The organism is Bradyrhizobium sp. 26S5 (assembly GCF_036923295.1).
Taxonomy (GTDB): Bacteria; Pseudomonadota; Alphaproteobacteria; order Rhizobiales; family Xanthobacteraceae; genus Bradyrhizobium; species Bradyrhizobium septentrionale.
This window is the reverse complement of record NZ_CP145948.1, coordinates 9,539,483-9,564,699: the sequence shown is the minus strand read 5'-3', so window position 1 is coordinate 9,564,699 and position 25,217 is coordinate 9,539,483. Positions and strand designations below refer to the sequence as shown.

General features: G+C 64.6%; 25 protein-coding genes and 1 tRNA gene. 14 read left to right on the top strand and 12 right to left on the bottom strand.

The window, feature by feature from the left end:
• Positions 1-429: 429 nt before the first annotated feature.
• Positions 430-1,488, bottom strand: a complete 1,059-nt coding sequence (locus V5279_RS45075; RefSeq protein ID WP_338693823.1) for a polysaccharide deacetylase family protein — start codon at positions 1,486-1,488, stop codon at positions 430-432.
• Between the two features lie 495 nt (positions 1,489-1,983).
• Here V5279_RS45075 and V5279_RS45070 point away from each other — a divergent pair, with 495 nt between their 5' ends.
• Positions 1,984-2,199: a cysteine rich repeat-containing protein gene (locus V5279_RS45070; protein ID WP_029081205.1), complete on the top strand. Its 216-nt coding sequence runs from the start codon at positions 1,984-1,986 to the stop codon at positions 2,197-2,199.
• Positions 2,200-2,259: 60 nt separating this feature from the next.
• Here the strand turns inward: V5279_RS45070 and V5279_RS45065 are convergent, their stop codons facing one another.
• Positions 2,260-3,939, bottom strand: coding sequence for an MFS transporter (locus tag V5279_RS45065; RefSeq protein WP_338693819.1), 1,680 nt, complete (start codon positions 3,937-3,939; stop codon positions 2,260-2,262).
• Between the two features lie 152 nt (positions 3,940-4,091).
• On the opposite strand from V5279_RS45065, the gene V5279_RS45060 reads away from it, so the two are divergent.
• The 7 genes from V5279_RS45060 to V5279_RS45030 all read left to right on the top strand — a co-directional run bounded on the left by V5279_RS45060 (position 4,092) and on the right by V5279_RS45030 (position 11,962).
• Positions 4,092-5,453, top strand: coding sequence for a hydrolase (locus V5279_RS45060; RefSeq protein ID WP_338693817.1), 1,362 nt, complete (start codon positions 4,092-4,094; stop codon positions 5,451-5,453).
• Between the two features lie 82 nt (positions 5,454-5,535).
• Positions 5,536-6,921: a cytochrome P450 gene (locus tag V5279_RS45055; protein ID WP_338693815.1), complete on the top strand. Its 1,386-nt coding sequence runs from the start codon at positions 5,536-5,538 to the stop codon at positions 6,919-6,921.
• 41 nt (positions 6,922-6,962) lie between these two features.
• Positions 6,963-8,372, top strand: coding sequence for an adenylate/guanylate cyclase domain-containing protein (locus tag V5279_RS45050; protein ID WP_166300430.1), 1,410 nt, complete (start codon positions 6,963-6,965; stop codon positions 8,370-8,372).
• Between the two features lie 158 nt (positions 8,373-8,530).
• Positions 8,531-9,034 carry a TerB family tellurite resistance protein gene (locus tag V5279_RS45045; RefSeq protein WP_166300432.1) on the top strand — a complete coding sequence of 168 codons (504 nt, stop codon included), beginning with the start codon at positions 8,531-8,533 and terminating at the stop codon, positions 9,032-9,034.
• 224 nt (positions 9,035-9,258) lie between these two features.
• On the top strand, positions 9,259-10,038 hold the full coding sequence (locus tag V5279_RS45040; RefSeq protein WP_338693809.1) for an SDR family oxidoreductase: 780 nt from the start codon (positions 9,259-9,261) through the stop codon (positions 10,036-10,038).
• A 162-nt stretch (positions 10,039-10,200) separates the two neighbouring features.
• Positions 10,201-11,016 (top strand): glutamine amidotransferase, encoded by an 816-nt coding sequence (locus V5279_RS45035; RefSeq protein WP_338693807.1) that lies wholly within the window; start codon positions 10,201-10,203, stop codon positions 11,014-11,016.
• 136 nt (positions 11,017-11,152) lie between these two features.
• Positions 11,153-11,962 carry an enoyl-CoA hydratase gene (locus V5279_RS45030; protein ID WP_166300437.1) on the top strand — a complete coding sequence of 270 codons (810 nt, stop codon included), beginning with the start codon at positions 11,153-11,155 and terminating at the stop codon, positions 11,960-11,962.
• Between the two features lie 119 nt (positions 11,963-12,081).
• Here the strand turns inward: V5279_RS45030 and V5279_RS45025 are convergent.
• Positions 12,082-12,157, bottom strand: a tRNA-Ala gene (locus V5279_RS45025).
• 297 nt (positions 12,158-12,454) lie between these two features.
• On the opposite strand from V5279_RS45025, the gene V5279_RS45020 reads away from it, so the two are divergent.
• The 3 genes from V5279_RS45020 to folD are packed head-to-tail and all read left to right on the top strand — an operon-like array spanning position 12,455 to position 13,990.
• Positions 12,455-12,745 carry a YggT family protein gene (locus V5279_RS45020; protein ID WP_016847252.1) on the top strand — a complete coding sequence of 97 codons (291 nt, stop codon included), beginning with the start codon at positions 12,455-12,457 and terminating at the stop codon, positions 12,743-12,745.
• 23 nt (positions 12,746-12,768) lie between these two features.
• A complete protein-coding gene (locus V5279_RS45015) occupies positions 12,769-13,104 on the top strand; it encodes a DUF167 domain-containing protein (protein ID WP_175619423.1) in 336 nt (111 codons plus the stop codon).
• A gap of 1 nt (position 13,105) precedes the next feature.
• Complete coding sequence (folD, locus tag V5279_RS45010; protein ID WP_166300439.1) at positions 13,106-13,990, top strand: bifunctional methylenetetrahydrofolate dehydrogenase/methenyltetrahydrofolate cyclohydrolase FolD; 885 nt, start codon at positions 13,106-13,108, stop codon at positions 13,988-13,990.
• Between the two features lie 163 nt (positions 13,991-14,153).
• Here folD and ppa read toward each other — a convergent pair whose 3' ends face one another.
• Entirely contained in the window at positions 14,154-14,687 is a 534-nt protein-coding gene (gene ppa, locus V5279_RS45005) for an inorganic diphosphatase (protein WP_029081215.1), read from the bottom strand.
• Positions 14,688-14,849: 162 nt separating this feature from the next.
• Complete coding sequence (locus V5279_RS45000) at positions 14,850-15,359, bottom strand: GNAT family N-acetyltransferase (RefSeq protein WP_166213193.1); 510 nt, start codon at positions 15,357-15,359, stop codon at positions 14,850-14,852.
• A gap of 374 nt (positions 15,360-15,733) precedes the next feature.
• On the opposite strand from V5279_RS45000, the gene V5279_RS44995 reads away from it, so the two are divergent.
• Genes V5279_RS44995 through V5279_RS44985 form a run of 3 tightly spaced genes read left to right on the top strand, consistent with a single transcriptional unit; the run spans position 15,734 to position 18,004 of the window.
• Entirely contained in the window at positions 15,734-16,201 is a 468-nt protein-coding gene (locus V5279_RS44995) for a DUF2269 domain-containing protein (RefSeq protein ID WP_338693789.1), read from the top strand.
• 7 nt (positions 16,202-16,208) lie between these two features.
• On the top strand, positions 16,209-17,537 hold the full coding sequence (locus tag V5279_RS44990; protein WP_338693787.1) for an SDR family oxidoreductase: 1,329 nt from the start codon (positions 16,209-16,211) through the stop codon (positions 17,535-17,537).
• A gap of 59 nt (positions 17,538-17,596) precedes the next feature.
• Entirely contained in the window at positions 17,597-18,004 is a 408-nt protein-coding gene (locus tag V5279_RS44985) for a thiol-disulfide oxidoreductase DCC family protein (protein WP_338693785.1), read from the top strand.
• Positions 18,005-18,010: 6 nt separating this feature from the next.
• Here V5279_RS44985 and V5279_RS44980 read toward each other — a convergent pair whose 3' ends face one another.
• From V5279_RS44980 to V5279_RS44950, 7 genes are all read right to left on the bottom strand, one after another.
• Positions 18,011-18,850 carry a DUF3883 domain-containing protein gene (locus tag V5279_RS44980; protein ID WP_338693783.1) on the bottom strand — a complete coding sequence of 280 codons (840 nt, stop codon included), beginning with the start codon at positions 18,848-18,850 and terminating at the stop codon, positions 18,011-18,013.
• Positions 18,851-18,892: 42 nt separating this feature from the next.
• The gene (locus V5279_RS44975) at positions 18,893-20,143 is read right to left on the bottom strand and encodes an NAD(P)/FAD-dependent oxidoreductase (RefSeq protein ID WP_338693781.1); all 1,251 of its coding nucleotides are present in this window, start codon (positions 20,141-20,143) and stop codon (positions 18,893-18,895) included.
• Positions 20,144-20,317: 174 nt separating this feature from the next.
• Positions 20,318-22,144 carry a translational GTPase TypA gene (gene typA, locus V5279_RS44970; protein ID WP_166300448.1) on the bottom strand — a complete coding sequence of 609 codons (1,827 nt, stop codon included), beginning with the start codon at positions 22,142-22,144 and terminating at the stop codon, positions 20,318-20,320.
• Positions 22,145-22,434: 290 nt separating this feature from the next.
• Complete coding sequence (locus V5279_RS44965) at positions 22,435-22,671, bottom strand: hypothetical protein (RefSeq protein WP_338693774.1); 237 nt, start codon at positions 22,669-22,671, stop codon at positions 22,435-22,437.
• Positions 22,672-22,680: 9 nt separating this feature from the next.
• Complete coding sequence (locus tag V5279_RS44960; protein WP_224741276.1) at positions 22,681-22,953, bottom strand: hypothetical protein; 273 nt, start codon at positions 22,951-22,953, stop codon at positions 22,681-22,683.
• Positions 22,950-24,395, bottom strand: coding sequence for a radical SAM protein (locus V5279_RS44955; protein ID WP_338693770.1), 1,446 nt, complete (start codon positions 24,393-24,395; stop codon positions 22,950-22,952). Before V5279_RS44955 ends, V5279_RS44960 begins: the two co-directional genes overlap by 4 nt.
• On the bottom strand, positions 24,376-25,095 hold the full coding sequence (locus V5279_RS44950) for a prolipoprotein diacylglyceryl transferase (protein WP_338693768.1): 720 nt from the start codon (positions 25,093-25,095) through the stop codon (positions 24,376-24,378). Before V5279_RS44950 ends, V5279_RS44955 begins: the two co-directional genes overlap by 20 nt.
• Positions 25,096-25,217 lie beyond the last annotated feature (122 nt).

Here is a 25,217-nt window from a genome sequence, read left to right as displayed (position 1 = left end):
CAAATGCGATTTGGACAACGAACGGAACCTGCAATCCTATTGAGCGATCCATTGGAAAGCCGCCGTTGATCCAGATCAACACTGCTGCAAGGCGGGGACGGCGGATGTTACCCTGTCCATGACGTCGCCGAGGTGGTGGCGTTGCTGCGGCGCGCGATTTCGGAATATTGGAAGAATGCCCCTGATTTGCCCGACGGGTCAAGTTGCCTTGTCGAGCGCCGGCACCCGCCAGCTACTTTGCATGGGGTTGTTTTCGATATTTTGGTGGGAGCCGCAGCCACCGGGCGTGATGGTGCCACTCTCGAAGGCGCATAAGCGTTCAACGTCGTCCGGCCGTGGCGGACCAGCAGAAGGTGGCTGCGATCAGAAAGCGAAAGCGCCCCTGGATCGGATCCAGGGGCGCTTTGCGTTAAGAGTGCGTCCGCTACGTTACTCGGCGACCGTCTGCACGACGTTGCCGATTGGCCGGCCCGTTGCGATCGGCTTCTCGGTCTTCGCCATCATCGCGTCGTATTCGGGCAGCGTCTCGAGCTGGGTCTTGGCCTTCATCCAGACCACCTTGTAGCCGCCTGCCTTCAGCTTGCGCAGCAGCGTCGGCAGCGCCTGCGCGGTGTGCTTCTGCAGATCGTGCATCAGGATGATGCCCTTGTGCTCCTTGTCGAGCTTGGTCATCACGTTGTTGATGACCTCGTCGGAGCTCTTGGACTTGAAGTCGTTGGAGTCGACGTCGACGGAGAACATCGCGATGTTGCGGGTGCCGAGATAGGCTGTCGTCGCCGGCGTATGCGCCAGTGCCGGGAAGCGGAAGAACGGGGCGGGGTTGGCGCCCAGCGCCAGCTTCACCGCGCTAAAGCCCTTCTCGATCTCGTCCTTGGCCTGCTGCTCGGTGAGCTTCTTGCTCGCCAGATGCGCATGCGACCAGGTGTGCGCGCCGATGGTGTGACCGGCCGCGGCGACCTGGCGGAGGATGTCGGGGTGATAGGTGGTGTGCAGGCCGATCGGGAAGAACACCGCCTTGGTGCATTCATCCGCCAGCGCCTTGAGCACGGCGGGCGTGGTCGGCCACGGACCGTCGTCGAAGGTCAGCACGACCTCCTTGTCGGTCAGGAAGTCATACTGCTTGTACTGCAGGAAGCCGAAGCCCGGGCCGCCATTGGTGTCGACCACGACGGTGCGGCTGATGCCGAGCGCATCGGGATTGGCGCATTTGGGCGCGGCCGCGACGGGAGCCGGCATCGGCGCCGGTGCGGGGGCCGCGGCCGGGGCTGCCGCCTGGGTGGCATCGGCGCGCTTCGACAGTGCCGCGGTCGTCTCGACATCGTCCCTGGCGGCTTGTTTCGCCGCCGCCGGAAGCGGCTCGGCCTTGGCTGCGGCCGTGGTTTGCGGAGGAGCCGCGTCGGCACGCGGGGAGGAGGTCCAGAACCACACACCGGCGATCACGATCGCCGCTACAACACTGGCCAGCATCAGGCCCAACGCACTACGCATCGCTAACACTCTCTCGGAACTCGGGATACGCCACAGCCGTAACGAGCGATTAATGCCAACAAGGTCTTAACGCGATCCCAACACGGCGCCGGAACGGCAAGAAAAAGCGGGCCTTGCCCAGCCGCCGCTCAGCTGGGAGCGATTCTTGACCATGCAGGCGGTGATCCCCGGAATGTTCGGGATCTCGGCTGGATCGCGATCTCGCCGCGCAGCGCACGGCCGCCGCCGGGTGATTGGCGCCGCATCGAAGCGGGCACGCCTGCGGCGACGAGACGCAGGCCTGCCCCGGGCGGCCGCCTCCGGCGGAACCGGCGCGCTCCGCCGTTTCAAGCTTCTCCGCGGCACTGAAACGCTATAGACCAGCGTCGCATTCGCTGGAGCCTTGTCCGTTCCGATGGAATCGGAACGGGGCTCCAGATTCTTGTATTGACGCGTTTTCTTTACGCGAACCGGTACCCACTTCGCTCGAAAACGCTTTTGTAGAGGCTTTGAGAGATGACCCGATTTCTGTTCGCCGTCGTTCCGCTGGTTTTGTTGACGTCGGCCGCCTCGGCACAGCAGCAGGGGCGTGATGCCTGCTCACGCGATGCGTCGCGGTTCTGCCGCGCCCATCTCAGCGAGGGCGATCAGGTCGTGCTGGCCTGCCTGAAGGAGCATCGCAGCCGCCTGAGCAAGGCCTGTCAGCAGACGCTCGCCGATAACGGGCAATAAATGATCTCGTTGTCATTCCGGGTTCGATGCTTCGCATCGCCCCGGAATGACAATCTAGACCTACGTGCTACTTCCCGCCGCGGTTGCGACCACCGGGATCACTTCCTTGGCGGCGCGGTCCGGGGTCTCGTCCTTCCAGCGCACCGAGCCGAACGGTCGCTCCAGCATCCGGCGCACGCGAACCGGCTCGGCGCCGATGTGGAAGTCGGCCGCCTTCTGATGCAATTCGCGTTCGATCTGGGTGGCGCGGTTGCGCTGGCGCAGGAAATCGAGCCAGGTCGGGCAATGATAGCGCTCGGTCCACAATTCGGGATCGGCGATGTCGCGCGCGATCGACCAGCCATAGGCGCCGTTGCGCTGGCGGCTGAGCTGCACATCCTGCATCACATTGTGGAAGGCGCGGGCATTCTCCTGCGCCACCCGGTATTCGATCTCGACCACCAGCGGACCGCTGCGTCCAGTGAGTTGCAGCCGCACCTCGGGATCGGCCAGCGTATCTGTCGCATCCTCGTTGCGCGCGCCAATCGGCGGCATCCGCAGCCAGATGCCGACCAACGGCGACAGCAGCATCAATCCGGCGGAGATCAGTAGCGCCATCTCGACGCCGCCCGCGTCGGTGATTCGGCCCCAGCCCCAGCTTCCGATTGCAATGCCGCCGGCGATCGCGGCCTGAAAGGCGGCGAGTGAACGGCCGGCGACCCAGCGTGGCGCCGAAAGCTGCACGCCGATATTGAACAGCGCGATTGCAAGCATCCACGCCGCGCCGGCAACCACAAGTGCCGCGGCGGTGATCACCGGCTCCTTGCTCACGGCAACGATTGCGATCGCAGCGCCCATCAACAGCGCGCAGGTTCGCACCGCAGCCTCGCCGCTGAGCCGGCTGCGGATCTCGCTGATGTTGAGCGCGCCGATCACGGCGCCCATCCCGAACGCGCCGAGCATGATGCCGTAGGTCTGCGCGCCGCCATGCAGCAGGTCGCGCGCGACCAGCGGCATCAGCGCCGAGACCGAGCCGCCGATGATGCCGGTCACCATGGTGCGGGTCAGCACGATCCTGATCGACGGCGAATTGGTGATGTAGCGCACGCCGGAGACGATCGCCCGGTTCAGCCGTTCGCGCGGCAGCCGCGACGGCTCGCTGACGCGGTTCCACAGGAACAGCACGACGAGCAGCGGCAGATACAGCACGGCATTGGCGGCGAAGGCCGCCACGGCGCCTGCGGAGGCCACCACGATGCCGCCGATCGCGGGACCGAAGCTGCGTGCGATGTTGTAGCTGATGCCGTTCAGCGCGACCGCGGCGGGCAGCGTCTCCGACGGCACCTGCTCGCTGACCGAGGATTGCCAGGCCGGACCGAACAGCGCCATGCCGCTGCCGACGACGAAGCACAGCGCGAGCAGGATGTTCGGCGTCACCAGGTTCAGCCAGGCCAGCACCGTCAGGGTGGTGGCTCCGGCCAGTGCGATCGTCAGCGACACCAGCGCCACGATGCGGCGGTCATGCATGTCGGCGATGGCGCCGGCCGGCATCGAGATCAGCATCACCGGCAGCATCAGCGCGGTCTGCACCAGCGCGACCTTGTCGGCCTCCGAACTCATCTGCGTCATCGCCCAGGCGGCGCCGACGCCCTGGATCAGGATGCCGAGATTGGAGAGCAGGCTGGCCAGCCAGATTCGCCTGAAGATTGAATGCCGCAACGGTGCAGTGATACTGTCGGGACGCTTCCGCGCTTCGGTCATATCCGGTTCCGCTTGGCCTGCTATAGCTTGTTGAATGATTCCGGCAGCATCAACTGATGCCCGCGAAACGCGTGTCCTGTCCAGCAATTACGCTATCCTTGGCGGGCGTAGGGCACAGCTAAAGCCCTGAAAGGCTTGGGGAAGGGGAATCAATGGCGCTGTCGCGGCGGAGAATTCTGCAAGGGGCCGGCGCGCTGTCCCTGCTGGCGGGCCGGCTCGCCGCCCCGGCCCTGGCTCAGCCGGCGCCGGCCGGCGACATCCCGCCGATCCTGTTCGTGCACGGCAATGGCGATCACGCGCCGCTCTGGATGACGACGCTCTGGCGGATGGAGACGAACGGCGTGCCGCGCGAGCGCCTGGTCGCGCTCAATTTCACCGACCCGCTGGCGCGCACCGACGACAAGGTCGAGCAGGCCAACCGCTCCTCGACCGAGGACCAGCGCCGCGAGCTCGCCGAGGCGGTCAGGGAGCTGAAGCAGAACAGTGGCGCTGCGCGCATCGCGCTGGTCGGGAATTCCCGCGGCGGCAACGCGATCCGCAACTACATCAAGAACGGTGGCGGCGGCGACATCAGCCACGCAGTTTTGTGCGGCACGCCCAATCACGGTTTGTATGCATGGGACGACGGACTCGGCAACGAATTCAACGGACGCGGTCCCTTCCTGCGCGGGCTCAACGACGGCGACAGCGAGGTGACGGCGGGCACCGCGTTCCTGACCTTGCGCAGCGACGGTTTTGACAAATATGCCCAGGCCGACGGCCGCTTCGTCGGCAAGCCGGGCACGCCGACCAACGTCACGGCGGAAGGCCCGGCGCTGAAGGGCGCGACCAATCTGGTGCTCGGCGCGGTGGATCATCGCGAGACCGGATTTCATCCGCGCGCGTTCCGCGAGATCTACCGGTTCATCGCGGGGCACGAGCCGTCGCGGATCGAGATCGTGCCGGAAACGGCGGTAAGGCTGAGCGGCCTTGTCACCGGCACGCCCGGCGGCGTGCAGACCAACCGGCCGGTGCCGGGCGCCACGGTCGACATCTATCACGTGTCGGCGGAGACCGGCGAGCGCATCGGCGGCCCGTTGCACAGCTCGCAGACGAGCGCCGACGGCCGCTGGGGCCCGGCGCAGGTCGATCCGTCCTGGCCGCTCGAATTCGTGCTGACCTCGCCCGATGCGGTGACGACGCACATCTATCGCTCGCCGTTTCCGCGCTCGTCCGAAATCGTGCATCTGCGCGCGGCGCGGCCGCAGCTCGCCGCAGATGCCGGGGCAGGCGCCATCGTGCTGATGTCGCGGCCGCGCGGCTATTTCGGGCTACCGCGCGATATCGTGCTGTTCGACGGCAAGGAGCCGGCCGACGTCAAACCCGGCGTGCCGGCGGATTCGGTGGCGACCTTGCGGCTTGCCGCGGCCGATATCGGCCGTCCGGTGGCTGCGATCTTCAACCAGGAACGCATCGTGATGCGGAGCTGGCCGGCATCGGAGAATCGCATTGCGGTTGCCGAGCTGACTTATTAGGTCTGGTGAAGGTCCGCGCGCCTTCATGGCGCCGGGATCGCGTGGCCAGATCGGCCGTTGCGTGAGGCAGGAAGCGAGGACCATGAGCATAGCCGAAGTCTACGACATCACGGTCACGCGGCGGCCCCTGGTCCCGCCGGCGCCGCCGCGCGCGCCCGACGATATGACCGCGCTCCAGCGGATGCGGGTGATGCGCAACTCGCCGATCGAGACCTGGGGGCAGCGCGCCTATGAGGACGATATCGTCCAGGGCCGTTTTCTCCGCCACTCGAGCTTCATTCTGAACACGCCGGATGCGATCCGCCACGTGCTGGTCGACAATTACGAAAACTATACCCGCACGCCGGCAGGGCTGCGCGTACTACGTCCGATGCTGGGTGAGGGGCTGCTGATCGCCGAGGGCCGCGCGTGGAAGCATCAGCGCCGCACGCTGGCGCCGGCATTCACGCCGCGCGCGGTGACGACGCTCATTCCCTACATGATCGCGGCAGTCGACGAGACCGTTGCCAAGCTGAATGCGGCGAGCGGCGGTCCCGTCGATCTGCGCGAGGCGATGCAGCACATGACGCTGGAGATCGCAGGCCGCACCATGTTCTCGTTCGGCATGGATCGTCACGGTGCTGCGCTGCGCGACTTCGTGATGGAGTATGGCGACACGCTGGCGCGGCCGCATATGCTCGACCTGGTGCTGCCATTGAGCTGGCCGACCCCGCAGGATTTCCGGCGCGCCCGTTTCCGCAAGCGCTGGACTGCTTTTGTCGGCATGCTGATGGCCGAGCGCCGCGCCGCCGGCAAGGATGACAACGCGCCAGGCCGCGACCTGTTCGACCTGATGGGTGCCGCGCGCGATCCCGAGACCGGCCAGGCCTTCACCGACGCCCAGCTCGGCGACCAGGTCGCCACCATGATCCTGGCCGGCCACGAGACGACCGCGACCGCGCTGTTCTGGGCGCTCTATCTGCTGGCGCTCGATCCCGAGACCCAGGAGCAATTGGCAGCAGAAGTCAGGAGTGCGACGACGTCGGGCGCGCTCGACATCGAGCGGCTGAAATTCACCCGCGCCGTGGTCGACGAAACCATGCGGCTCTATCCGCCGGCGTTTTTGATCGCGCGCGCGGCAGGCGGTCCCGACACCATCGCGGGCCGTTCGGTCAGGAAGCATGACGTGATCCTGATTGCGCCGTGGCTGTTGCACCGGCATGAAAAACTGTGGCGCGAGCCGAATGCGTTCGTGCCGCAGCGCTTCATGACGGAGACGCCGCCCGATCGCTTCGCCTATCTGCCGTTCGGGGTCGGCGCGCGGGTCTGCATCGGCGCGCATTTCGCGCTGGTCGAGGCGACGCTCGCGCTTGCGAAGCTTATCGGCGCGTTCCACGTCGCGCTGGCCGACAAGGATCCGGTGCTTCCGATCGGCGTGGTGACGACGCAGCCGAACCGCTCCCCGGTGTTCACGATCAAGCCGCGCTGATCTTGCGCGGCGGTGTCCCAATGCTGACCTAGGTGCTCACCATGAGCGATACGCAGGCCCATTTCTCAGTCCTCAGGCAGACGACCGATCCGGCCGTCGTCGATGCCATGCAGCAGTTGATCGCGGATGGACATGATCGCGAGCTCAACCGCATCAACGTTCTGGATTTCTCGAATCGCACCGGCCTCGATCAGGAGAAGGTGATCTCCGGCTTCCTGCATGCGTCGCGGCTCGGCCTGTTCGACATGAGCTGGAACGTGCTGTGCCCGGGCTGCGGCGGCGTGCTCGATGCGCATTCGACGCTGAAGTCGCTGCGCCATGACGACTATAATTGCGCGCTCTGCGCGGCCGGCTACGAGGCGTCCGTCGACGAGCTGGTCGAGGTTGCCTTCACCGTCAGCCCGCGGGTCCGTCACATCGCTGCGCACGAGCCGAACACGCTGCCGATCTGGGAATATTTCCGGCAGATATTCTGGAGTTCGGGGATCGAGTTCGACGAGAGCTCGGTGTCGACCCTGATCAACGAGGTGACGCTGGAGGGGCTCGAATTGCCGCCCGGCGAGAAGGCGATCCTGTCGCTCAATCTGCCCAATCAATTCGTCATCGTGTTCGAGCCGGTGACGCATTCTGCGCACTTCTTTGCCGTCGAGGGCGAGCCCACCACCGAGCGGCAGCAGTTCTCGATCGCATTCAACAAGTCGCATGCGCCGACCGGCACCTCGACGATGCGGCCGGGGCCGCTGCGGCTCTCGCTCGAGAATCACGCCGACGTTCGCGTGCTGCCCTCGGTGTGGATCGCGGGCGATCCGCTGCACAAATTGCTCGGCAAGCGCAAGCCGATCCTGACCGCGAAGCGGATGCTGTCGAACCAGACCTTCCGCGACGTGTTCAAGGCCGACAACCTCACCGTCGACCAGCGGCTGAAGATCACCGCGCTGACCTTCCTGTTCACCGATCTGAAGGGCTCGACCGCGCTCTATGAGCGGGTCGGCGATCTCGCCGCATTCGATCTGGTGCGTGCGCATTTCCACGCGCTGCTCGAGATCATCGCCTCCGAGCACGGCGCTGTCGTGAAGACCATCGGCGACGCCGTGATGGCGACCTTCATCCGGCCCGAGCACGCATTGTCGGCAGGCCTGCGCATGCGCGCCGCGATGAAGAAGCTCAACACCGAGCGCGGCAAGGAAGATCTGATCGTCAAGATCGGCATCCATGAGGGACCGTGCCTCGCGGTGACGCTGAACGAGCGGCAGGATTATTTCGGCCAGACCGTGAATATCGCCGCGCGGGTGCAGAGCCTGTCGACGTCGCAGGAAATCCATCTGACCCAGCCGGTGATGGAATCGGCGGAGGTCGCGGGCATTCTCGATCGCGAGGCGATCAAGCCGATCCAGAAGGAAGCGGCGTTGCGCGGCATTGCCGACAAGCTCGTGGTGTACGAGATACCGTAGTCATATTGCTGAAACGTAATGCTTGCCGAAACGTAATGCCGCCGCGGGAACCCGCGCCGATTGCGCCGGTTCTGTTTCCACGCCATATAGATTTCAACAGGGCATGACCCGGATAGATCATGCTCAAATCAACCAGGCTTCATTCCACAGAGAGAGCGATGCTCGACGGACTCCGCCAATTCATTGCCGAAATCGTTTCCCCCGATGCACAGGCCGACCGCAGCTTCGACGACGGCGACTATCGGCTGGCGGCGACCGCGCTGCTGGTGCATGTCGTTTCGCTCGACGGCGAACCGACGGTGGCCGAAAAGCGCAAATTGCACAGCCTGATCGAGAGCCGGTTTCAGCTCGATCCCGGCACCGCCGACAAGCTGATCGCCTCCGCCATGCGGGTCGAGGGCGAAGCCGTGGATCTCTATCACTTTACCAGCGTGATCATGCGCTCGGTGAATGAGGAAGGACGGCTGCGCATCGTCGAGATGATGTGGGAGCTGGTCTATGCCGACGGCCAGGTCAGCGAGTTCGAGGACAATGTGGTCTGGCGCGCCGCCGATCTGCTCGGCATTTCCTCGCGCGACCGCATCGACCTCAAGCATCGGGTCGCCGAGAAGCAGGCGGCGCTGCCAAAAGGCCCCTGGGGCACCGCGGACGCGGCAATCTGACACGATGGCCGGCGCAAGCGGAGGCCCGTTTCCGGCGTCGCGGATGACGAAACTTTAATGTCCGCCGCGATTGCGGGCAATCCGACTGAAAATCTGGCGTTTCATCGCCAAACCAGCGCCTAGCCGCTGTCCACAAGCTTACACACGGCTTGCGTCCCACCGCATGCCTATGCTCTCGTCGACCTGTTGGGGACCTCACTAGAATTTGCAGTAAGAGTTTGATCGTGGCTGAGCGTGTGACGCTGATAACCGGGGCATCGGCGGGCATAGGCACCGAACTGGCGCGCGTGTTTGCATCAAATGGTCACCGCGTGGCGCTGGTGGCGCGGCGCGCCGATCGCCTGAAGGCGCTCGCCGACGAACTCGGGGCTAAGGGCGGCACGGCGCCGATCCTGATCCCCTGTGATCTCCAGCAAACCGATGCCGGCGATCGGATCGCGCAGGCCCTGACCGAGGCAGGCGTCGAGGTCGAATATCTGGTCAATAATGCCGGTTTCGGCCTGTTCGGCCTTGCCGTCGAGCGCGACCGTGCCGAACAGCTCAACATAATCAACGTCAACATCCGGGCGCTGACCGACCTGACGCTGCGCTTTGCGGACCAGCTGATCCGCAATCGCGGCGGCATCCTCAATCTCGGCTCGATCGCCGGATTCCTGCCGGGCCCCGGAATGGCGGTTTACTACGCCAGCAAGGCCTATGTGCTGTCGTTTTCCGAGGCGTTGCGCTGTGAACTGGCGCCGAAGGGCGTGCGCGTCACCGTGGTTTGCCCGGGTCCGGTGCCGTCCGAGTTCCAGGACCGCGCCGGCTTTGCCCCCGGATTCGATTCTGCCATCCTCAACGTTGCGCCCGCGGAGGTCGCCCGCCAGGCCTATCGCGGCCTGATGGCCAACAAGCGCGCCGTGCTGCCCGGCGCCTTCATCAAGCTGGTGCCGTTCCTGCTCCGGCTGTTTCCGCGCTCCTTCATCCTGACTGCGGTCGGCGGTTTTCAGCTGCGCAAGCGGTAGAGCTTCCAAAACACACCCAGCATCGCCTTTAGGCTGTTTCTGGCCCGCGATTTGCTTCGTGCCGTGTGTGCGCAAACTCACACGATGTTAACGACCACTTAGCTATGATCGCGCCTTACGTGCCGAATCTTCAAGCAGAGGCCAAATCTTCAAGCAGAGGCAATGTCGTTCCGGTCTGACCAAAGCCGTGTCGTGGTGCCCTTCGCGAGCCGAAGGCCGGCCGCGGTCACGCCCAAGGATCAGATTTCGGATCAGACGTCGTTACGGCCCGTGCTGATCGTGCTGCATCAGGAGACATCGACTCCGGGCCGGATCGGCAACGCGCTCCGCGCTCTGGGCTACCCCCTCGATATCCGCCGTCCGCGCTTCGGCGACGCGCTGCCCGACACGCTCGAGGCGCATGCCGGCGCGGTGATCTTCGGTGGCCCGATGAGCGCCAACGATCCCGACGATTATGTGCGGCGCGAGATCGACTGGATCGCCGTTCCGCTGCGGGAGCAGCGCCCGTTCCTCGGGATCTGCCTCGGCGCGCAGATGCTGGCGCGGCAGCTCGGCGCCGACGTCGCGCCGCATCCGCAAGGCCGGGTCGAGGTCGGCTATTACCCGATCAGCCCGACGGACGCGGGCCGTGCATTGTGCCCGGACTGGCCGGCGCGCGTCTATCACTGGCATGGCGAAGGATTTCGATTGCCCGACGGCGCGGAGCTGCTCGCCGCGGGCGGTGATTTCCCGGTGCAGGCGTTCCAGATCGGCAATGCCGTCGGCCTGCAATTCCATCCTGATGTGACCTACGCGATGATGCATCGCTGGACCACACGCGGTTGCGCGCGGATGGATTCTCCGGGCGCTCAACCGGGCCATCTGCACTTCACTGAGCGCGCCGTGCACGATGCCGCCGAGCGCGCCTGGCTGAAGCATTTCATCGATGGCTGGATCGCGCGCGTGCCACAGCCGGTGATGCTGCAAGCCGCGGAATAGCCGCCGCGCGGAATTTCGCGCCGCCTTTTCATTTGCGCCGATGTGCTAGTCTCGCCGCGGCTTTAGCGCGCGGCGGCATGGCCGCGCGAGTTCATCAGAACAAGACAAACATAACAACAAGCAAAGGGAGATCGCCGTGAGCTATGAACACATCCTCTACGACGTCAGCGACAGGATCGCGACCATCACGCTGAACCGGCCCGACCGCATGAATGCGTGGACGGCGATCATGGAGCGCGACGTGCGCCACGCGATGGAGGCTGCCGCCAATGACGACAATGTTCGCGTTATCGTGCTGACCGGCGCGGGCCGCGGCTTCTGCGCCGGCGCCGACATGGAAGCGTTGAAGGGGATCGATCCCAACGAGGTCAGGCGCGGCGAGGGCGTTGCGTTCGACATGAACCGGCGCGCCGACTGGCAGACGCGCTACGCCTATTACCCCGCCATCAAGAAGCCCGTGATCGCGATGCTCAACGGCGCCACGGCCGGCATCGGCCTGGTCCACGCGCTCTATTGCGATTTGCGCTTCGCGGCCGACAGCGCGGTGTTCACCACGGCCTTTGCGCGGCGTGGCTTGATCGCCGAACACGGCATCAGCTGGATGCTGCCGCGCATTGTCGGCCACGCCAACGCGCTCGATCTGTTGATGTCGGCGCGTCGCGTGTCGGCCGCGGAGGCGCTGCGCATCGGCCTCGTCAACCGGCTCTCCTCGCCGGAGAAGCTGCGCGAGGAAACCTATGCCTATGCCCGCGACCTGGCCGATTTCGTCTCGCCGAGCGCGATCGCGGTGATCAAGCGCCAGGTCTATGACGTGCCGTTCCAGACACTCGCCGAAGCCACCATCGACGCCAACCGCGAGATGCAGATCGCGCTCAAGGGCAATGATTTCAGGGAAGGCGTCGCGAGCTTTGTGGAGAAGCGCCCGCCAAGGTTTACCGGGACGTGAGGGGGAGGGTTGGGCTTGCTGAACCGGTCCGTCTTCGCCCTTTGGGCTTCGCCGGACACCACGCTTCGCCCTTCAGGCTCCTGCGCGGCTGCGCCACGCGTAGCCCGAAGGGCGAAGCGTGGTGGAGCCAGGCGGGATCGAACCGCCGACCTCGTCATTGCGAACGACGCGCTCTCCCAGCTGAGCTATGGCCCCATTGCGGCCGGGTGTTGCTGAGTATCCCGGCCGTCAGTCGGGCGCCATTTACAGTCCCGCCCAAGGCCAAGTCAAGAACGCTGAGACAGCGGTTTTCGGCCTTTCCCGCCGGGAACTTCCCTTGTTTGCGGGGGGATGAACCGATATTTAGAGCGTGATCCGGACCCGGCGGGCCGCGCCAGCGCAAAGTGTGCGGCGGTTCTCCGAAAAGATCCTGGTCAAACAAGAAGCGCGATGGCGGCTCAGTCCGGTCTCGTTGCGCCTCAATTGGTCGTCCCACCCGCGAGCCCCCATCATATGCGCGCTGTTCTCGACATCGTCATCATCATCCTCGACCTCTATGTCTGGCTGCTGATCGCCTCCGCCATCCTGTCCTGGCTGGTCGCCTTCAACGTCGTCAACACGCGCAACCAGTTCGTCTCCGCGGTGGCCGAGTTCCTGTACCGCATCACCGAACCGGTGCTGCGGCCGATTCGTAACGTGATGCCGAATCTCGGCGGGCTCGATATCTCGCCGATCATCGTGATCCTGATCATCATGTTCATCCAGCGGGTGATCGCCTATTACATCTATCCCAACGTGATCTGATCCTTCGCGATGGAGCCTCGCTGATGGAGCCTTGGCGCTATTCCACCGAGGGCATCAGCATCGCCTTGCGCGTGACGCCGCGCGGCGGCCGCGACGACATCGACGGGATCGAGACGCTGGCCAACGGTCGCTCGGTGGTGAAGGTCAGGGTGCGCGCCATTGCCGAAGGCGGCGAGGCCAACCGCGCCGTGACCGAGCTGTTGGCCAAGGCGCTCGGCGTGCCCAAGGCCAGGGTGAAGCTGTTGTCCGGCGCCACCTCGCGGCTGAAGCAGGTCGCCGTCGACGGCGACCCGAAAGGGCTTGGCGAAACATTGCGGAAGTTGACGGCGGCCGGGCCGAACCAGGAGACGAAGGACTGACATGACTGCCCGCATCATCGACGGAAAAGCCATCGCCGCCGAGCTCCGCGCCCGCGTCGCCGACGAGGTCGCCCGCGTCAAGCGCGACCACGCGCTCACGCCGGGGCTTGCCGTCGTGCTGGTCGGCCATGATCCGGCGAGCGAGGTCTATGTCCGCAGCAAGCACACCCAGACCCAGGCCGCCGGCATGGCCTCGTTCGAGCACAAGCTGCCCGAGGACGTGTCGCAGGCGGATCTGCTGGCGCTGATCGCGCGGCTCAACCGCGATCCGCTGGTGCATGGCATCCTGGTGCAGCTGCCGCTGCCGAAATCGCTGCACACCGAGACCATCATCAACGCGATCGATCCGGCCAAGGACGTCGATGGCCTGCATCCGAACAATGCCGGCCGGCTCGCCGGGGGCCTGGCTGCGCTCTCGCCCTGCACGCCGCTCGGCTGCATCATCCTGACCAAGAGCGTGCACGCCTCGATCGAGGGCATGAACGCGATCGTGATCGGCCGCTCCAATCTGGTCGGCCGTCCCTTGGTGCAATTGCTGCTGAACGAGAATGCGACGGTGACGATCGCGCATTCGCGCTCGCGCGACCTGCCAAAGCTCTGCGCCCAGGCCGATCTGGTCTATGCGGCGGTCGGCAAGCCCGAGATGGTGCGGGGCGACTGGCTGAAGCCCGGCGCGACCGTGATCGATGTCGGCATCAACCGGATTCCGGTGCCCGGCGGCAAGCCGAAGCTGGTCGGCGACGTCGCATTCCAGGAAGCGCTCGGCGTCGCCGGCGCGATCACGCCGGTGCCGGGGGGCGTCGGCCAGATGACGGTGGCCTGCCTGCTGGTCAACACGCTGCGCGCCGCCTGCGCGATTGCCGGCCTGCCGGCGCCGGCGGTGTAGTTCTTACCTCGCCCCGCCTGCGGGGAGAGGTCGGATTGCATCGCCAGATGCAATCCGGGTGAGGGGGTACAGGTCTCTCGACGTTCGCAACTCGCGGAGGGAAGCCCCTCACCCCAACCCTCTCCCCGCAAGAGCGGGGCGAGGGAGCCCAGGCAGTGTGCCGTTACTTCTTCTCGTTGGCGCGCTCGATGCCTTCGAGGATCAGCTTGCGGGCTTCGTCGGCGTCGCCCCAGCGCAGCACCTTCACCCACTTGCCCTTCTCGAGGTCCTTGTAGTGCTCGAAGAAGTGCTGGATCTGCTGCAGCGTGATGTCGGGCAGGTCGTTGTAGTTCTGCACCTTGTCGTAGCGCTGGGTCAGCTTCGATGACGGCACCGCGATGATCTTCTCGTCACCGCCGGCCTCGTCCTCCATCAGCAGCACGCCGACCACGCGGACGCTCATCACGGCACCCGGCACGATCGCGCGGGTGTTGACGATCAGCACGTCGCAGGGATCGCCGTCGCCCGATAGCGTGTGCGGGATGAAGCCGTAATTGCCGGGATAGCGCATCGGCGTGTAGAGGAAGCGGTCCACCACCAGCGTGCCGGCCTCCTTGTCCATTTCGTACTTGATGGGCTCGCCGCCGACAGCAACCTCGATGATGACATTGACGTCGTGGGGCGGATTTTTTCCGATCGATATGGCGTCGATACGCATGGATTGCTCCGCGTGGCCTTTGGAAGTTGAGGACGGTGTGATTTTTATTGGCGCCGCCGGGCCGCGAAACAACCTCGGGCCCGGCCGTAAGGCCGGGCTGGCCGTCGCGTGCAACGCTCAGGCTGGTTTAGCCTTGCTGCAGCTGCGAGAGAAGCAGGATTTTCAGTTGGTCCAGGCGAAAGCGACCTTGTCGAGCGATTTTGGCCCGAACCGCTCCGAGGAGCGCGCCACCATCCGGCCGCCCAGCGCACGGTAAAATTCGGTCGCCGGCTCGTTGTCGGAGAGCGCCCAGATCACCATGCTCTTGAGGCCGCTCTGCAGGAGGTCGCGGCGGGCGGAGGCGAACAGGCGCCGGCCGAAGCCGAGGCCCTGGAATTCCGGCCGCAGATAGAGCTCGTAGATCTCGCCTTCGAAGTGCAGGCTGCGGGCGCGGTTGCGGCCGTAATTGGCGTAGCCCGCGATCCTGTCGCCGAACACCAGCACGCTGACGCGGCTGCCCTTGCGGATCGCGCTATCCCACCACTGCGGGCCACGGCGATTGATCAGCTTTTCGAGTTCGGCGCCGGGGATGATTCCCTGATACGCCGAGCGCCAGGCTTCGTCGTGGGTAGACGCCACCGCAGCCGCGTCTGCAGCTTTGGCCGGCCGGACCTCGATTAGCGTTGTGCTCATGGACGTAATCAAAGCAAGTCGGAGGGCTGCCTTCAAGGTCCATCGTTAATTATCGGTTAACGTGTGGATTTTTTGCATCAGTGTCATGAATACTTGTACCGAAAGAGGACACTCGCCGGGCTCAAGCGACCAATTGCCGATCCGGTGCTGTGCAAAAGCGTGGATAGCCAGCGCTCTATGACAATGCCGCAGGTCAGAAAAAACCCACCCGGATTTGATTCGCTGGCGGGATTCCGCAAGCGAATCCAAGCGTGCCGCGGGTGCATCGATCCTTCCGCGCCTGCGCCGTCACAGTGGATTTTTGCGCCCGTCCGGCCTATGGCAGCGGCGGTATCTGTGCGCGCCGAAACCGGCCTGATCACGAGCGGACTGCGATGACGCTCTACTTCCTGATCAAATATCTGCATGTGCTCGGCGCCATCGTGATCCTCGGCACCGGGACCGGGATCGCCTTCTTCATGCTGATGGCGCATCGCACGCATGATGCGGCTTTCATCGCACGAACGGCGTCGATCGTCGTGATCGCAGACATGATCTTCACGCTGAGCGCCGTGCTGCTGCAGCCGGTGAGCGGCGGACTGCTGATGATGCTGTCGGCAACGAGCCTTACCGAGCGCTGGCTATTGGTTTCGCTCGCATTCTACGCGCTGGCCGGTGTGTTCTGGGTTCCCGTCATCTTCATGCAGAGGGAGATGCGCGACCTCGCGCAAGCGGCGGCCGACAAGGGCCACCCGCTGCCGCCGCGCTACTTTGCGCTGTTTCGCCGCTGGTTCCTGTTCGGGATTCCCGGCTTCGGATCGGTGATGATCATCCTGTGGCTGATGATTGCAAAGCCATCTTAGGACTCCCATGAGTGACGGCGCATCACACAACATCCTCGTGCTCGGCGCCTCCGGCCTGATCGGGCGCTACGTCACCGACGATCTGCGGGCGCGCGGCTTTCACGTGATCGGGATCGCGCGTCACTTCACGCCTGCACAAAAGATGAGCGCCGCCGACCTCGAACTGCCTGTCATGTCGATGGATGCTGCGGCGCTGACGCAGCTGCTTCGCACCCATGAGGCCGACGTCGTCGTCAACTGCCTCGGCGTGCTGCAGGACGGTCCGGGCAGCGACACCCGCGCGGTGCATCGCGACTTCGTGGCGCGGCTGCTGCAGGCGATCAGCGACAGCCACCGCGCCATCCGTCTCGTCCATATCTCGATTCCCGGCGCGGCCAATGAGGACCGCACCGCCTTCAGCACCACCAAGCGTGAGGCCGAACGGCTGATCGCGGCGTCCGGCATCGCCTACGCGATCCTGCGTCCCGGCTTCGTCATCGCGCCGTCGGCCTATGGCGGCAGCGCCATGCTGCGTGCGCTGGCGGCGCTGCCGGTCGATCTGCCGGCCGATGAGGCGGCGACGCCGTTCCAGCCGGTCGCAGTCGAGGATATCGCTGCCACCATTGCCTGGCTCGCTTCGCGCGAGATCGGCGATGAGCGCGTGCGAACGGTGACATGGGACCTGATGCAGCAGCAGCCAATCTCGCTCGGCGGCGTCATCGCCCAGTTCCGCTGGTCGTTCGGCACAGCGAAAGATTTCCGGCTTCCGACGCCGTCGTTCCTGATCGACCTCGGCGCGCGCCTCGGTGATCTCTCGAGCCGCCTCGGCTGGATGCCGCCGCTGCGCTCCAATGCGATCGCCGAATTGCGCCGTGGCGTCACCGGTAATCCCGCGGCCTGGATGGCAGCGACCGGCATCGTGCCGAAGACCACCGCGCAAGCGGTCGGCAGCCGTCCCGCGACCATTCAGGACAAGTGGTTCGCGCGGCTGTTCCTGATCAAGGCGCTGATCTTCGCAAGCCTCGTGCTGTTCTGGGTGGCGTCCGGCTTCATCGCCCTTGTGATCTCCTATGACGCCGCCGCGGGCATCTTGCGCGCACACCATTTCCCGCCCGCCTTGGTCGGGCCGGTGACCGTGCTGACCAGCCTGATGGACATGAGCATCGGCGTGGTGATCGCGATCCGCCGCACCGCGGCGTTCGGTCTTGTTGCCGGCATCGTCGCCTCGCTCGGCTACATGATGGGATCGGCGATCCTGACCCCCGACCTCTGGATCGAGCCGCTCGGCGCGCTGGTGAAGACCGGGCCTGCGATCGTGCTGATGCTGGTCGCACTCTTGATCCTGGATAACCGATAGCGTTTTCGAGCGAAGTGGGAACCGGTTCGCGTGAAGAAAATGCGTCGAAGGAAATCAAGATGAGTAGTTGGCCCGACGACGACGTGATCCTCTACGACGGCGTCTGCGTCTTCTGCTCGCGCTGGGTCCGCTTCGTCATCGCCCGCGACACCGCGCGCCGCTTCCGCTTCACGCCGATCCAGTCGGACTATGGCACGCGACTGGCAAAGACCTTTGGTATCGACCCCGATGATCCCGACACCAACGCCGTGGTCCATGGCGGCGTCGCCTGGATGAAGTCGGACGCCGCGCTGACGGTGCTGAGCCATCTCCCCGGCTGGGCATGGACCCGCGCGCTGTTCGCGGTCCCAAAGCCGCTGCGCGACGCGGTCTACAGCCTCATCGCCCGCAACCGCTACAAGATATTCGGGAAGTACGAGACGTGCTTTGTGCCGGATGCTGATATGCAGGCGAGGGTGCTGGAGTAGAAGTGTTCAATCACGCCTGTCGAACGAAGCTTCATACGATAGGGGTTCGAGCGATACCAACTTCTCGAGCGGCGGTGCCAATTCGAACATCTTTGGGGCCTTCAAAAAATCATACAAGCGGCAAATTCGAAATTCTTTGGGTCGCTCTCTTGAGAATGAAAGCTCATTGCGGGTCACATAGAACGGCGCGGTTTGTGAGCCGACCGTAGTCTTCACTTCCAGAAATCTCTCTTTGCCTTGAGCGTCGAACGACAAGACATCGTAGCCTGCACCATCGCCATCCTCCATCGAAACCCACCTCACCTTCTTAGCAAGGTCAGATCGATCGAGCGCTCGGAGCCGCTGTTGTTCAAAATGAAAGACGATTTGCTCACCATCGTGGCCTAACTTCCGATTCAGAAGGTCACGTTCGGCAGGATTGAATTTTCGGATGAGGCGCTGAGCCGCATTAGGACGGGGCGGCTTAATCACTAGCCCAGGCGGTGGCTCTACGAAGAGCTGCGGCCGCTCTCCGATCTCTTTCGAGAGCAACTGCTCCGGATGAAGGACCGCGGGATGATTGATAATGTACCGTTCCACTGCGCCCATAATCGATTTTTGAAAATGGGCTCTGGGCTTGTACCCGTTGATCCAAGGGATTTCGAGTAACTGAAGGACCGCCGAAATGTTGTGGTGTTTGAATTCGATGGAGCTGTTGCTTCGGTTGATTTGACCGATCAACGTCTGTCGATGTCGGGTCTTGTCGTACGGCGTATGACGCATTTCATCGCTGAGCATTGAGAAGTAGTCAGCGACGATGAGGTCGAGCTCCTCATCCGTCCAATTCTTGCGCTCTCCCGCGGCCATGCCCGAAAAATGGACTAATCCGGGAGTGGCGTCCAGTCTCCGTCAGGTCTTCGGGCGAGCCGCACCCACCACTTCCTTTGCCGCCCGCTCACCTGAGTCCCGCGCGCCATGCGCAGTCGAGAAAAAATGCGGCGACGTCGCCTCGCCGGCGAAGAACAGCCGGCCGTCGACCGGCGCGGCCAGCACGGCGCGTTTGTCGGCGTGGCCGGGCAGCGCGTGCGAGTAGGAGCCGCGGGCGAACCGGTCGTGCGCCCAGCGGGATTCGCTGAGCGGCTTCAGCTTGCGGCGGAAATCGTTGCCGAGGAAGGAGACGATCTCGTCGATGCTGTGGGCGGCGATGGCGCCGTCGCCGGCATCTTCCAGCTGTCGCGCAAAACGTCCGCCGAAGAAGCCCTCGATGCAGGGCTGGCCGAACGGACGGATGTGATAGGTGCCCATCTCGGTGCGCATGGTGGCGCCGCGCAGATTGCCCTCTTTCGGCAGCGCCTCGGGCTCGGCGAGCGCCAAGGTCACCTTGTCGGCAAGGCCGAGCGGCAGGGCGCGCGCGGCTTCGAGCTTGTCGGGGAGCGCGGGCGAAAAGCGGATCGCTTCATCGGCGATCAGATTGGTCGGCACGGTGACGATCACTCTGTCGGCTTCCAAGGTGCCGCGCGAGGTCTCGATACGGATGCGCTTGCCTGTGTGATCGATCAGCCGGACCTCGCAGTTCAACGCGACCGGCACCTGGGCGCCATAGGCCGCGACCAGCGCGCCATAGCCGCGCCTGACACGCCAATTGACGTTGCTGTCCTGATAGGCGTCGAAGTCGAGGATCGAGAGCTGATCGAGCTCGCAGCCGTTCACATAGGTCGAGATCGCATCGATCATCGGGTTCCAGCGATTGCCGGGCTCGAGATAGCGATCGGCAGAACTGTCCTGGCCGCCGTGTGCGGCCTGCTCGATGCGGTCGTAGAATTCGTCGAGCGCCAGCATGAACGCGTCGCGCTCGGCCTGCGGGAACGCCTTGCCATAGGCACGCTCGCGCCACGGCGGCAGGTCCTTGTTGAGTTCGAAGTCGAGCTGCCGGGCGATGCCGATAAAGCTGTTCTGGTCGGCCGAATGCAGCCAGCCGCAGCCGACGTCGAACACCACGTCGGGCGCGGCCTGAATGGTATGGGCGCGGCCGCCGAGCCGGTCGCGGGCTTCCAGAACGATGGTGGAGAGGCCGGAATCCTTCAGCGCATGCGCGGCGCCGAGGCCGGCCGCGCCGGCGCCGATGATGGCGACATCGATCGTGGAGGGAAGCGAACTCATGTTCCGGCTCTAGCACGTCCGCCGCCGGGCCTGAAGCCGCCACATGCATGACTGTCATCACCCGCGAATGCGGGTGATCCAGTATTCCAGAGGCAGCGATGATTGGCCTGATAGGCCGCAGCGTACTGGGTGCCCCGGTCAAGCCGGGGCACGACAGGCTGACTACGCTACAGCTCAGGCGACGGCTTCCTTGGCCTTCTCGGCGCGCTTGCGGTCGTTCGGATCGAGATGCTTCTTGCGCAGCCGGATCGACTTCGGCGTCACCTCGACGAGCTCGTCGTCCTCGATATAGGCGAGCGCCTTTTCCAGCGTCATCCGGATCGGCGGCGTCAGGCGCACCGCTTCGTCCTTCGAGGTGGTGCGGATGTTGGTGAGCTGCTTGCCCTTCAGCACGTTGATCTCGAGGTCGTTGTCACGGGTGTGCTCGCCGACGATCATGCCCTTGTAGACCTTCCAGCCCGGCTCGATCATCATCGGGCCGCGGTCTTCCAGCTTGAACATCGCGTAGGCAACCGCTTCGCCCTGGTCGTTGGAGATCAGGACGCCGTTACGGCGGCCCTGGATCTCGCCCTTGTAGGCGGCGTAGCCGTGGAAGATGCGGTTCATGATCGCGGTGCCGCGGGTGTCGGTGAGCAGTTCGCCCTGATAGCCGATCAGGCCGCGGGTCGGCGCGTAGAACACCAGCCGCAGGCGGTTGCCGCCGGACGGGCGCATCTCGATCATCTCGGCCTTGCGCTCGCTCATCTTCTGGACGACGACGCCGGAATGCTCCTCGTCGACGTCGATCACGACCTCCTCGATCGGCTCCTGCCAGGCGCCGGTCGCTTCGTCCTTCTGCAGTACGACGCGCGGGCGCGACACCGAGAGCTCAAAGCCCTCGCGGCGCATGGTCTCGATCAGGATCGCGAGCTGCAATTCGCCGCGGCCGGAGACTTCCATGGAGTCCTTGTCGGAGGCCTCGACGACGCGCAGCGCGACATTGCCCTCGGCCTCGCGCAGCAGGCGGTCGCGGATCATGCGCGAGGTCACCTTGTCGCCTTCGGTGCCGGCGAGCGGCGAGTTGTTGACGATGAACGACATCGACACCGTCGGCGGATCAATCGGCTGCGCCGGCAGCGGCGTCTCGACCGTGGGATCGCAGAAGGTGTCGGCGACGGTGCCCTTGGTGAGGCCCGCGATCGCGACGATGTCGCCGGCTTCGGCTTCCTCGAGCGGAGTGCGTTCGAGGCCGCGGAAGGCGAGGATCTTGGTCAGGCGGCCGGTCTCGATCTGCTTGCCGTCGGCCGACAGCACCTTGACCTGCTGGTTCGGCTTGATCGAGCCGGAGGAGATGCGGCCGGTGATGATGCGGCCGAGATAGGGGTTGGCTTCCAGGATGGTGCCGATCATCCGGAACGGGCCTTCCTCGACCTTCGGCGGCTCGACATGGCGCACGATCAGGTCGAACAGCGGCTGCATGCCGAGGTCCTTCGGACCCTCCGGGCTCTCTGCCATCCAGCCCTGCTTGGCCGACCCATAAAGAATCGGGAAGTCGAGCTGCTCCTCGCTGGCGTCGAGCGCGGCGAACAGATCGAACACCTCGTTGATGACTTCGGTCGGGCGGGCGTCGGGACGGTCGACCTTGTTGATGACGACGATCGGCTTCAGCCCGATCTTGAGCGCCTTCGAGACCACGAACTTGGTCTGCGGCAGCGGGCCCTCGGCGGCATCGACCAGCACCAGCGCGCCGTCCACCATGTTGAGGATGCGCTCGACCTCACCGCCGAAATCGGCGTGGCCCGGGGTGTCGACGATGTTGACGCGGATGTCCTTCCACTGCACCGAGGCGGCCTTGGCCAGGATGGTGATGCCGCGCTCGCGCTCCAGATCGTTGGAGTCCATGGCGCGTTCGGTGACCTTCTGGTTTTCGCGGAAGGTGCCGGATTGCTGCAGCAGGCGGTCGACAAGGGTGGTCTTGCCGTGGTCGACGTGGGCGATAATGGCGACGTTGCGAAGGTTCATGGCTCTTCTTCTGGTCGTGCAATGGTCAGATGCGCGATCTCGCCGAACCAATTTGGCCGGCCGCTCGCTCACGTGGCCCTACCGGGCCCGGATCACGCTCATACCCAAGAAATTTGACGGGGACGCATCACCCCAAAAAGGAAGCCCGGTCAGAGGACCGGGCACCTTGCGCGTTGCGGCGCAATATAGTCAGAAATCGCCAAAAAACAACGGTTTATTGGCCGTTTGGGAGCCTGATTTTGGTCCCGAAGGCGGGTTTTGAGGGACTTTTCGGCATTGATTCGGCCATGTTACCGGGTAAGCGTAAACAAGATCAGCCCAAGTCCGCCAAGCGCCACCAGCAACCCGAACGAGGTCAGGGGGTCGCTGCCGGATCCGGCGCCGTATTTGACGTTGAGGATGGCGCACAGGACGCCCGGGATCAGCAAGATCACCCCCACGACAAGCATGAAAGCGGTGGCGCAGCCGTTGCGTTGCCGCGGTTCGGGCGGTCGGCTCGGTGGGGTCTGGTCGAAATTGTTGATCACTGTCGACCTCTAGCTCCCCTTGATCGCGGCGCGGATCAGCATCACGCCGGCGAAGCCGACCGCGAGCCCGAGCAAAGCCAGAAAGAGGAGCCCGGGATCGGGGCTCGCCGAGGTGAAGGCGCCGACCCCGAACAGGACCGCGCAGAGCCCCGGCAGCAGCAGCGCCACGCCAAACAGCGCCATGAATGCGGTCGCGCAGCCGCCGCGCTGCGGAGGGAGCCGTGGAGGCAGCGAGGGTGGAGGCGATCCGTCGGGCATGATGGGCCGGCTCTCGTCGCTCATCGTGGCACCTCCTCGGTCTGCCGTGCTTCGCGATAAGTCTGGCCGGCCAGGCTCGCGCGGATGCCGTCGATCTTTCCGTCGCGGTAGAACAGATTGTAGGTGTCGAACGGGATGATCGCGCCGCTCTCGGTGACGAAGTGGATGCAGCTGCGCTTGACGTTGCCGACGCAGAAATTGAAGCGATCGAGAAACTGCACGATGGTGACGCGGAAGACGTTCTCGTAAGTCAGGCCCTCCGGCACCTCGAAGCTCGGCAGGCAGCACAGCAATTCGCAGATCCGCTCGCTTGTGTTCAGCGGCCCCGACGACAGCGAGAACAGGTCGACGAACTTTTCCCGCAGCACCGGATATTTTTCCGGGCTGATCGTGTTGGGCATGACAGCGACGAGCTGCTCCTGCGGGATCAGCGAGGTCAGCGGCAGCACCTTGTCGCCATTGCGCAGGCCGTAGCCGATCGAGATGCTCTCGGGATTGCACGGCAGCGGGATCATGTCCTTGTCGCCGAATACTCCGGTCTCGACCACGCGCTGGCGGATCTCCGACAGCATGATGCGGTCGGTGTCCTTGTTGAAATGCTCGTTGCGGCCGGCGTCCTGCACCGGCTGCAGCGTGACGCCGCGCACGCACTTCCAGGAGAGTGCATGGCGGACGATGTCGCCGATCTCGGCATCGTTGACGCCGCGCTTGATGGTGGCGACCAGCGTGGTCGAGACGCCCTCGCGCTCGAGGTTCTCCAGCGCCTGCTGGCGAATCTTGCGCAAATCCGCGCCGCGCAAATTGACCAGCGCGTCGCGCTTGAGCGAATCGAACTGCAGATAGACCTCCAGCCCGCGCCTATTCTCGGCAAGCTTCGCCACGAAATCCGGCTCGCGCGCGATCCTGAGGCCGTTGGTGTTGATCATGACGTGGCGGATCGGGCGGGCGCGTACCGCATCCAGAATGGCGAAGAAGTCCGGATGCAGCGTCGGCTCGCCGCCGGAGATCTGCACGAGATCGGGCTCGCCCTCGCTCGCCACCAGCGCGTCGAGCATCTTCTCGATCTTTGCCAGCGGCGTGAAGCTTGAGCGTGCCGGCGAGGAATCCGCAAAGCACACCGGGCAGGTCAGGTTGCAGTGCTCGGTGATCTCGATCAGCGCCAGGCAGGAATGCTGCTCGTGGTCCGGGCACAGCCCGCAATCGTAGGGGCAGCCGAATTCGGTGTGGCGCTGGAAGGCGAGCGGCCGGTCGCCGGGCTTGATGAAATCCTTGCACAGCCGCCAATAGGCCGCATCGGTCGAGACCAGCGTCGACTGGACGCCGTGCTGCTTGCACCGCTTCTCGTACCAGACCTCGTTGCCGAGGATCTGGATCTTGGTCGGCACCAGGGTCAGGCAGGTCTCGCAAAGCGATTGGGTCTGGCCCCAGAAGATGTAGGGGCGGGCCTTACGCAGCGGCGCGTTCATGCTTCAAGCTCACATTTGGGGCCGTCGCCAGCATGAGTGCGGCATAGACCATGACAAACAGCGACAGCAGGTGGAACAGCGAGAAAGGCCCGATCAGCGCGCCGTAGGGCTTGATGAATTCCCATACGAAGCGCTGCAGCCCGTAATAGAACAGCACGAGGTAGAATCCATTGGTGATAACAGCGGCGTTGCGGTTCAACACCATCACGACGTAGAAGGCCGCGAACGCCGCCATCGCCAGGCTCTCATAGAGCTGCACCGGATGGCGCAGCACGCCGTCGCCGAAATCGTGGCCCCAGGGCAACGTGGTCGGCGTGCCGTAGGTGAAATCCTCGAGCCCCGCGAAGTAGCAGCCGAGCCGGCCGACCGCGACGCCGACCGCGAGCGGCAGCGCGAACCGCGCCCCGGTGCGCAGCGAGATCCCATGCAGCCATTTATAGAGCTCGATCGCGACGATGCCGCCGGCCAGCGCGCCCTCGACCGAGCGGGCGATGCCCGACATGCCTGAGAACCACAGGTTCAGCGTGCCGAAAATGTAGGCGCCGATACCGGCGCCGAACACCAGCGCGGCGATATAGGAGAGCTCGAAGGATTGCCGGGGAAACTGCAGCCCGCGCTGGCGTGACAGCCACCACATGGCGATCGCGGCCGCGCCCCATGCTGCGATGTCAAAGACGGCGTGAAGTTCTGCCCCACTCATGACGCGAGTGTAGCGTGATTTTCGCGGTCCGCGATAGTCGGATGCTTTCCCCTCGTCGCCGACGGCACCTTTCGTTGGTGCTTGCGCTGACTTTTCCGCATCGTCATGGCCGGGACAAGCCC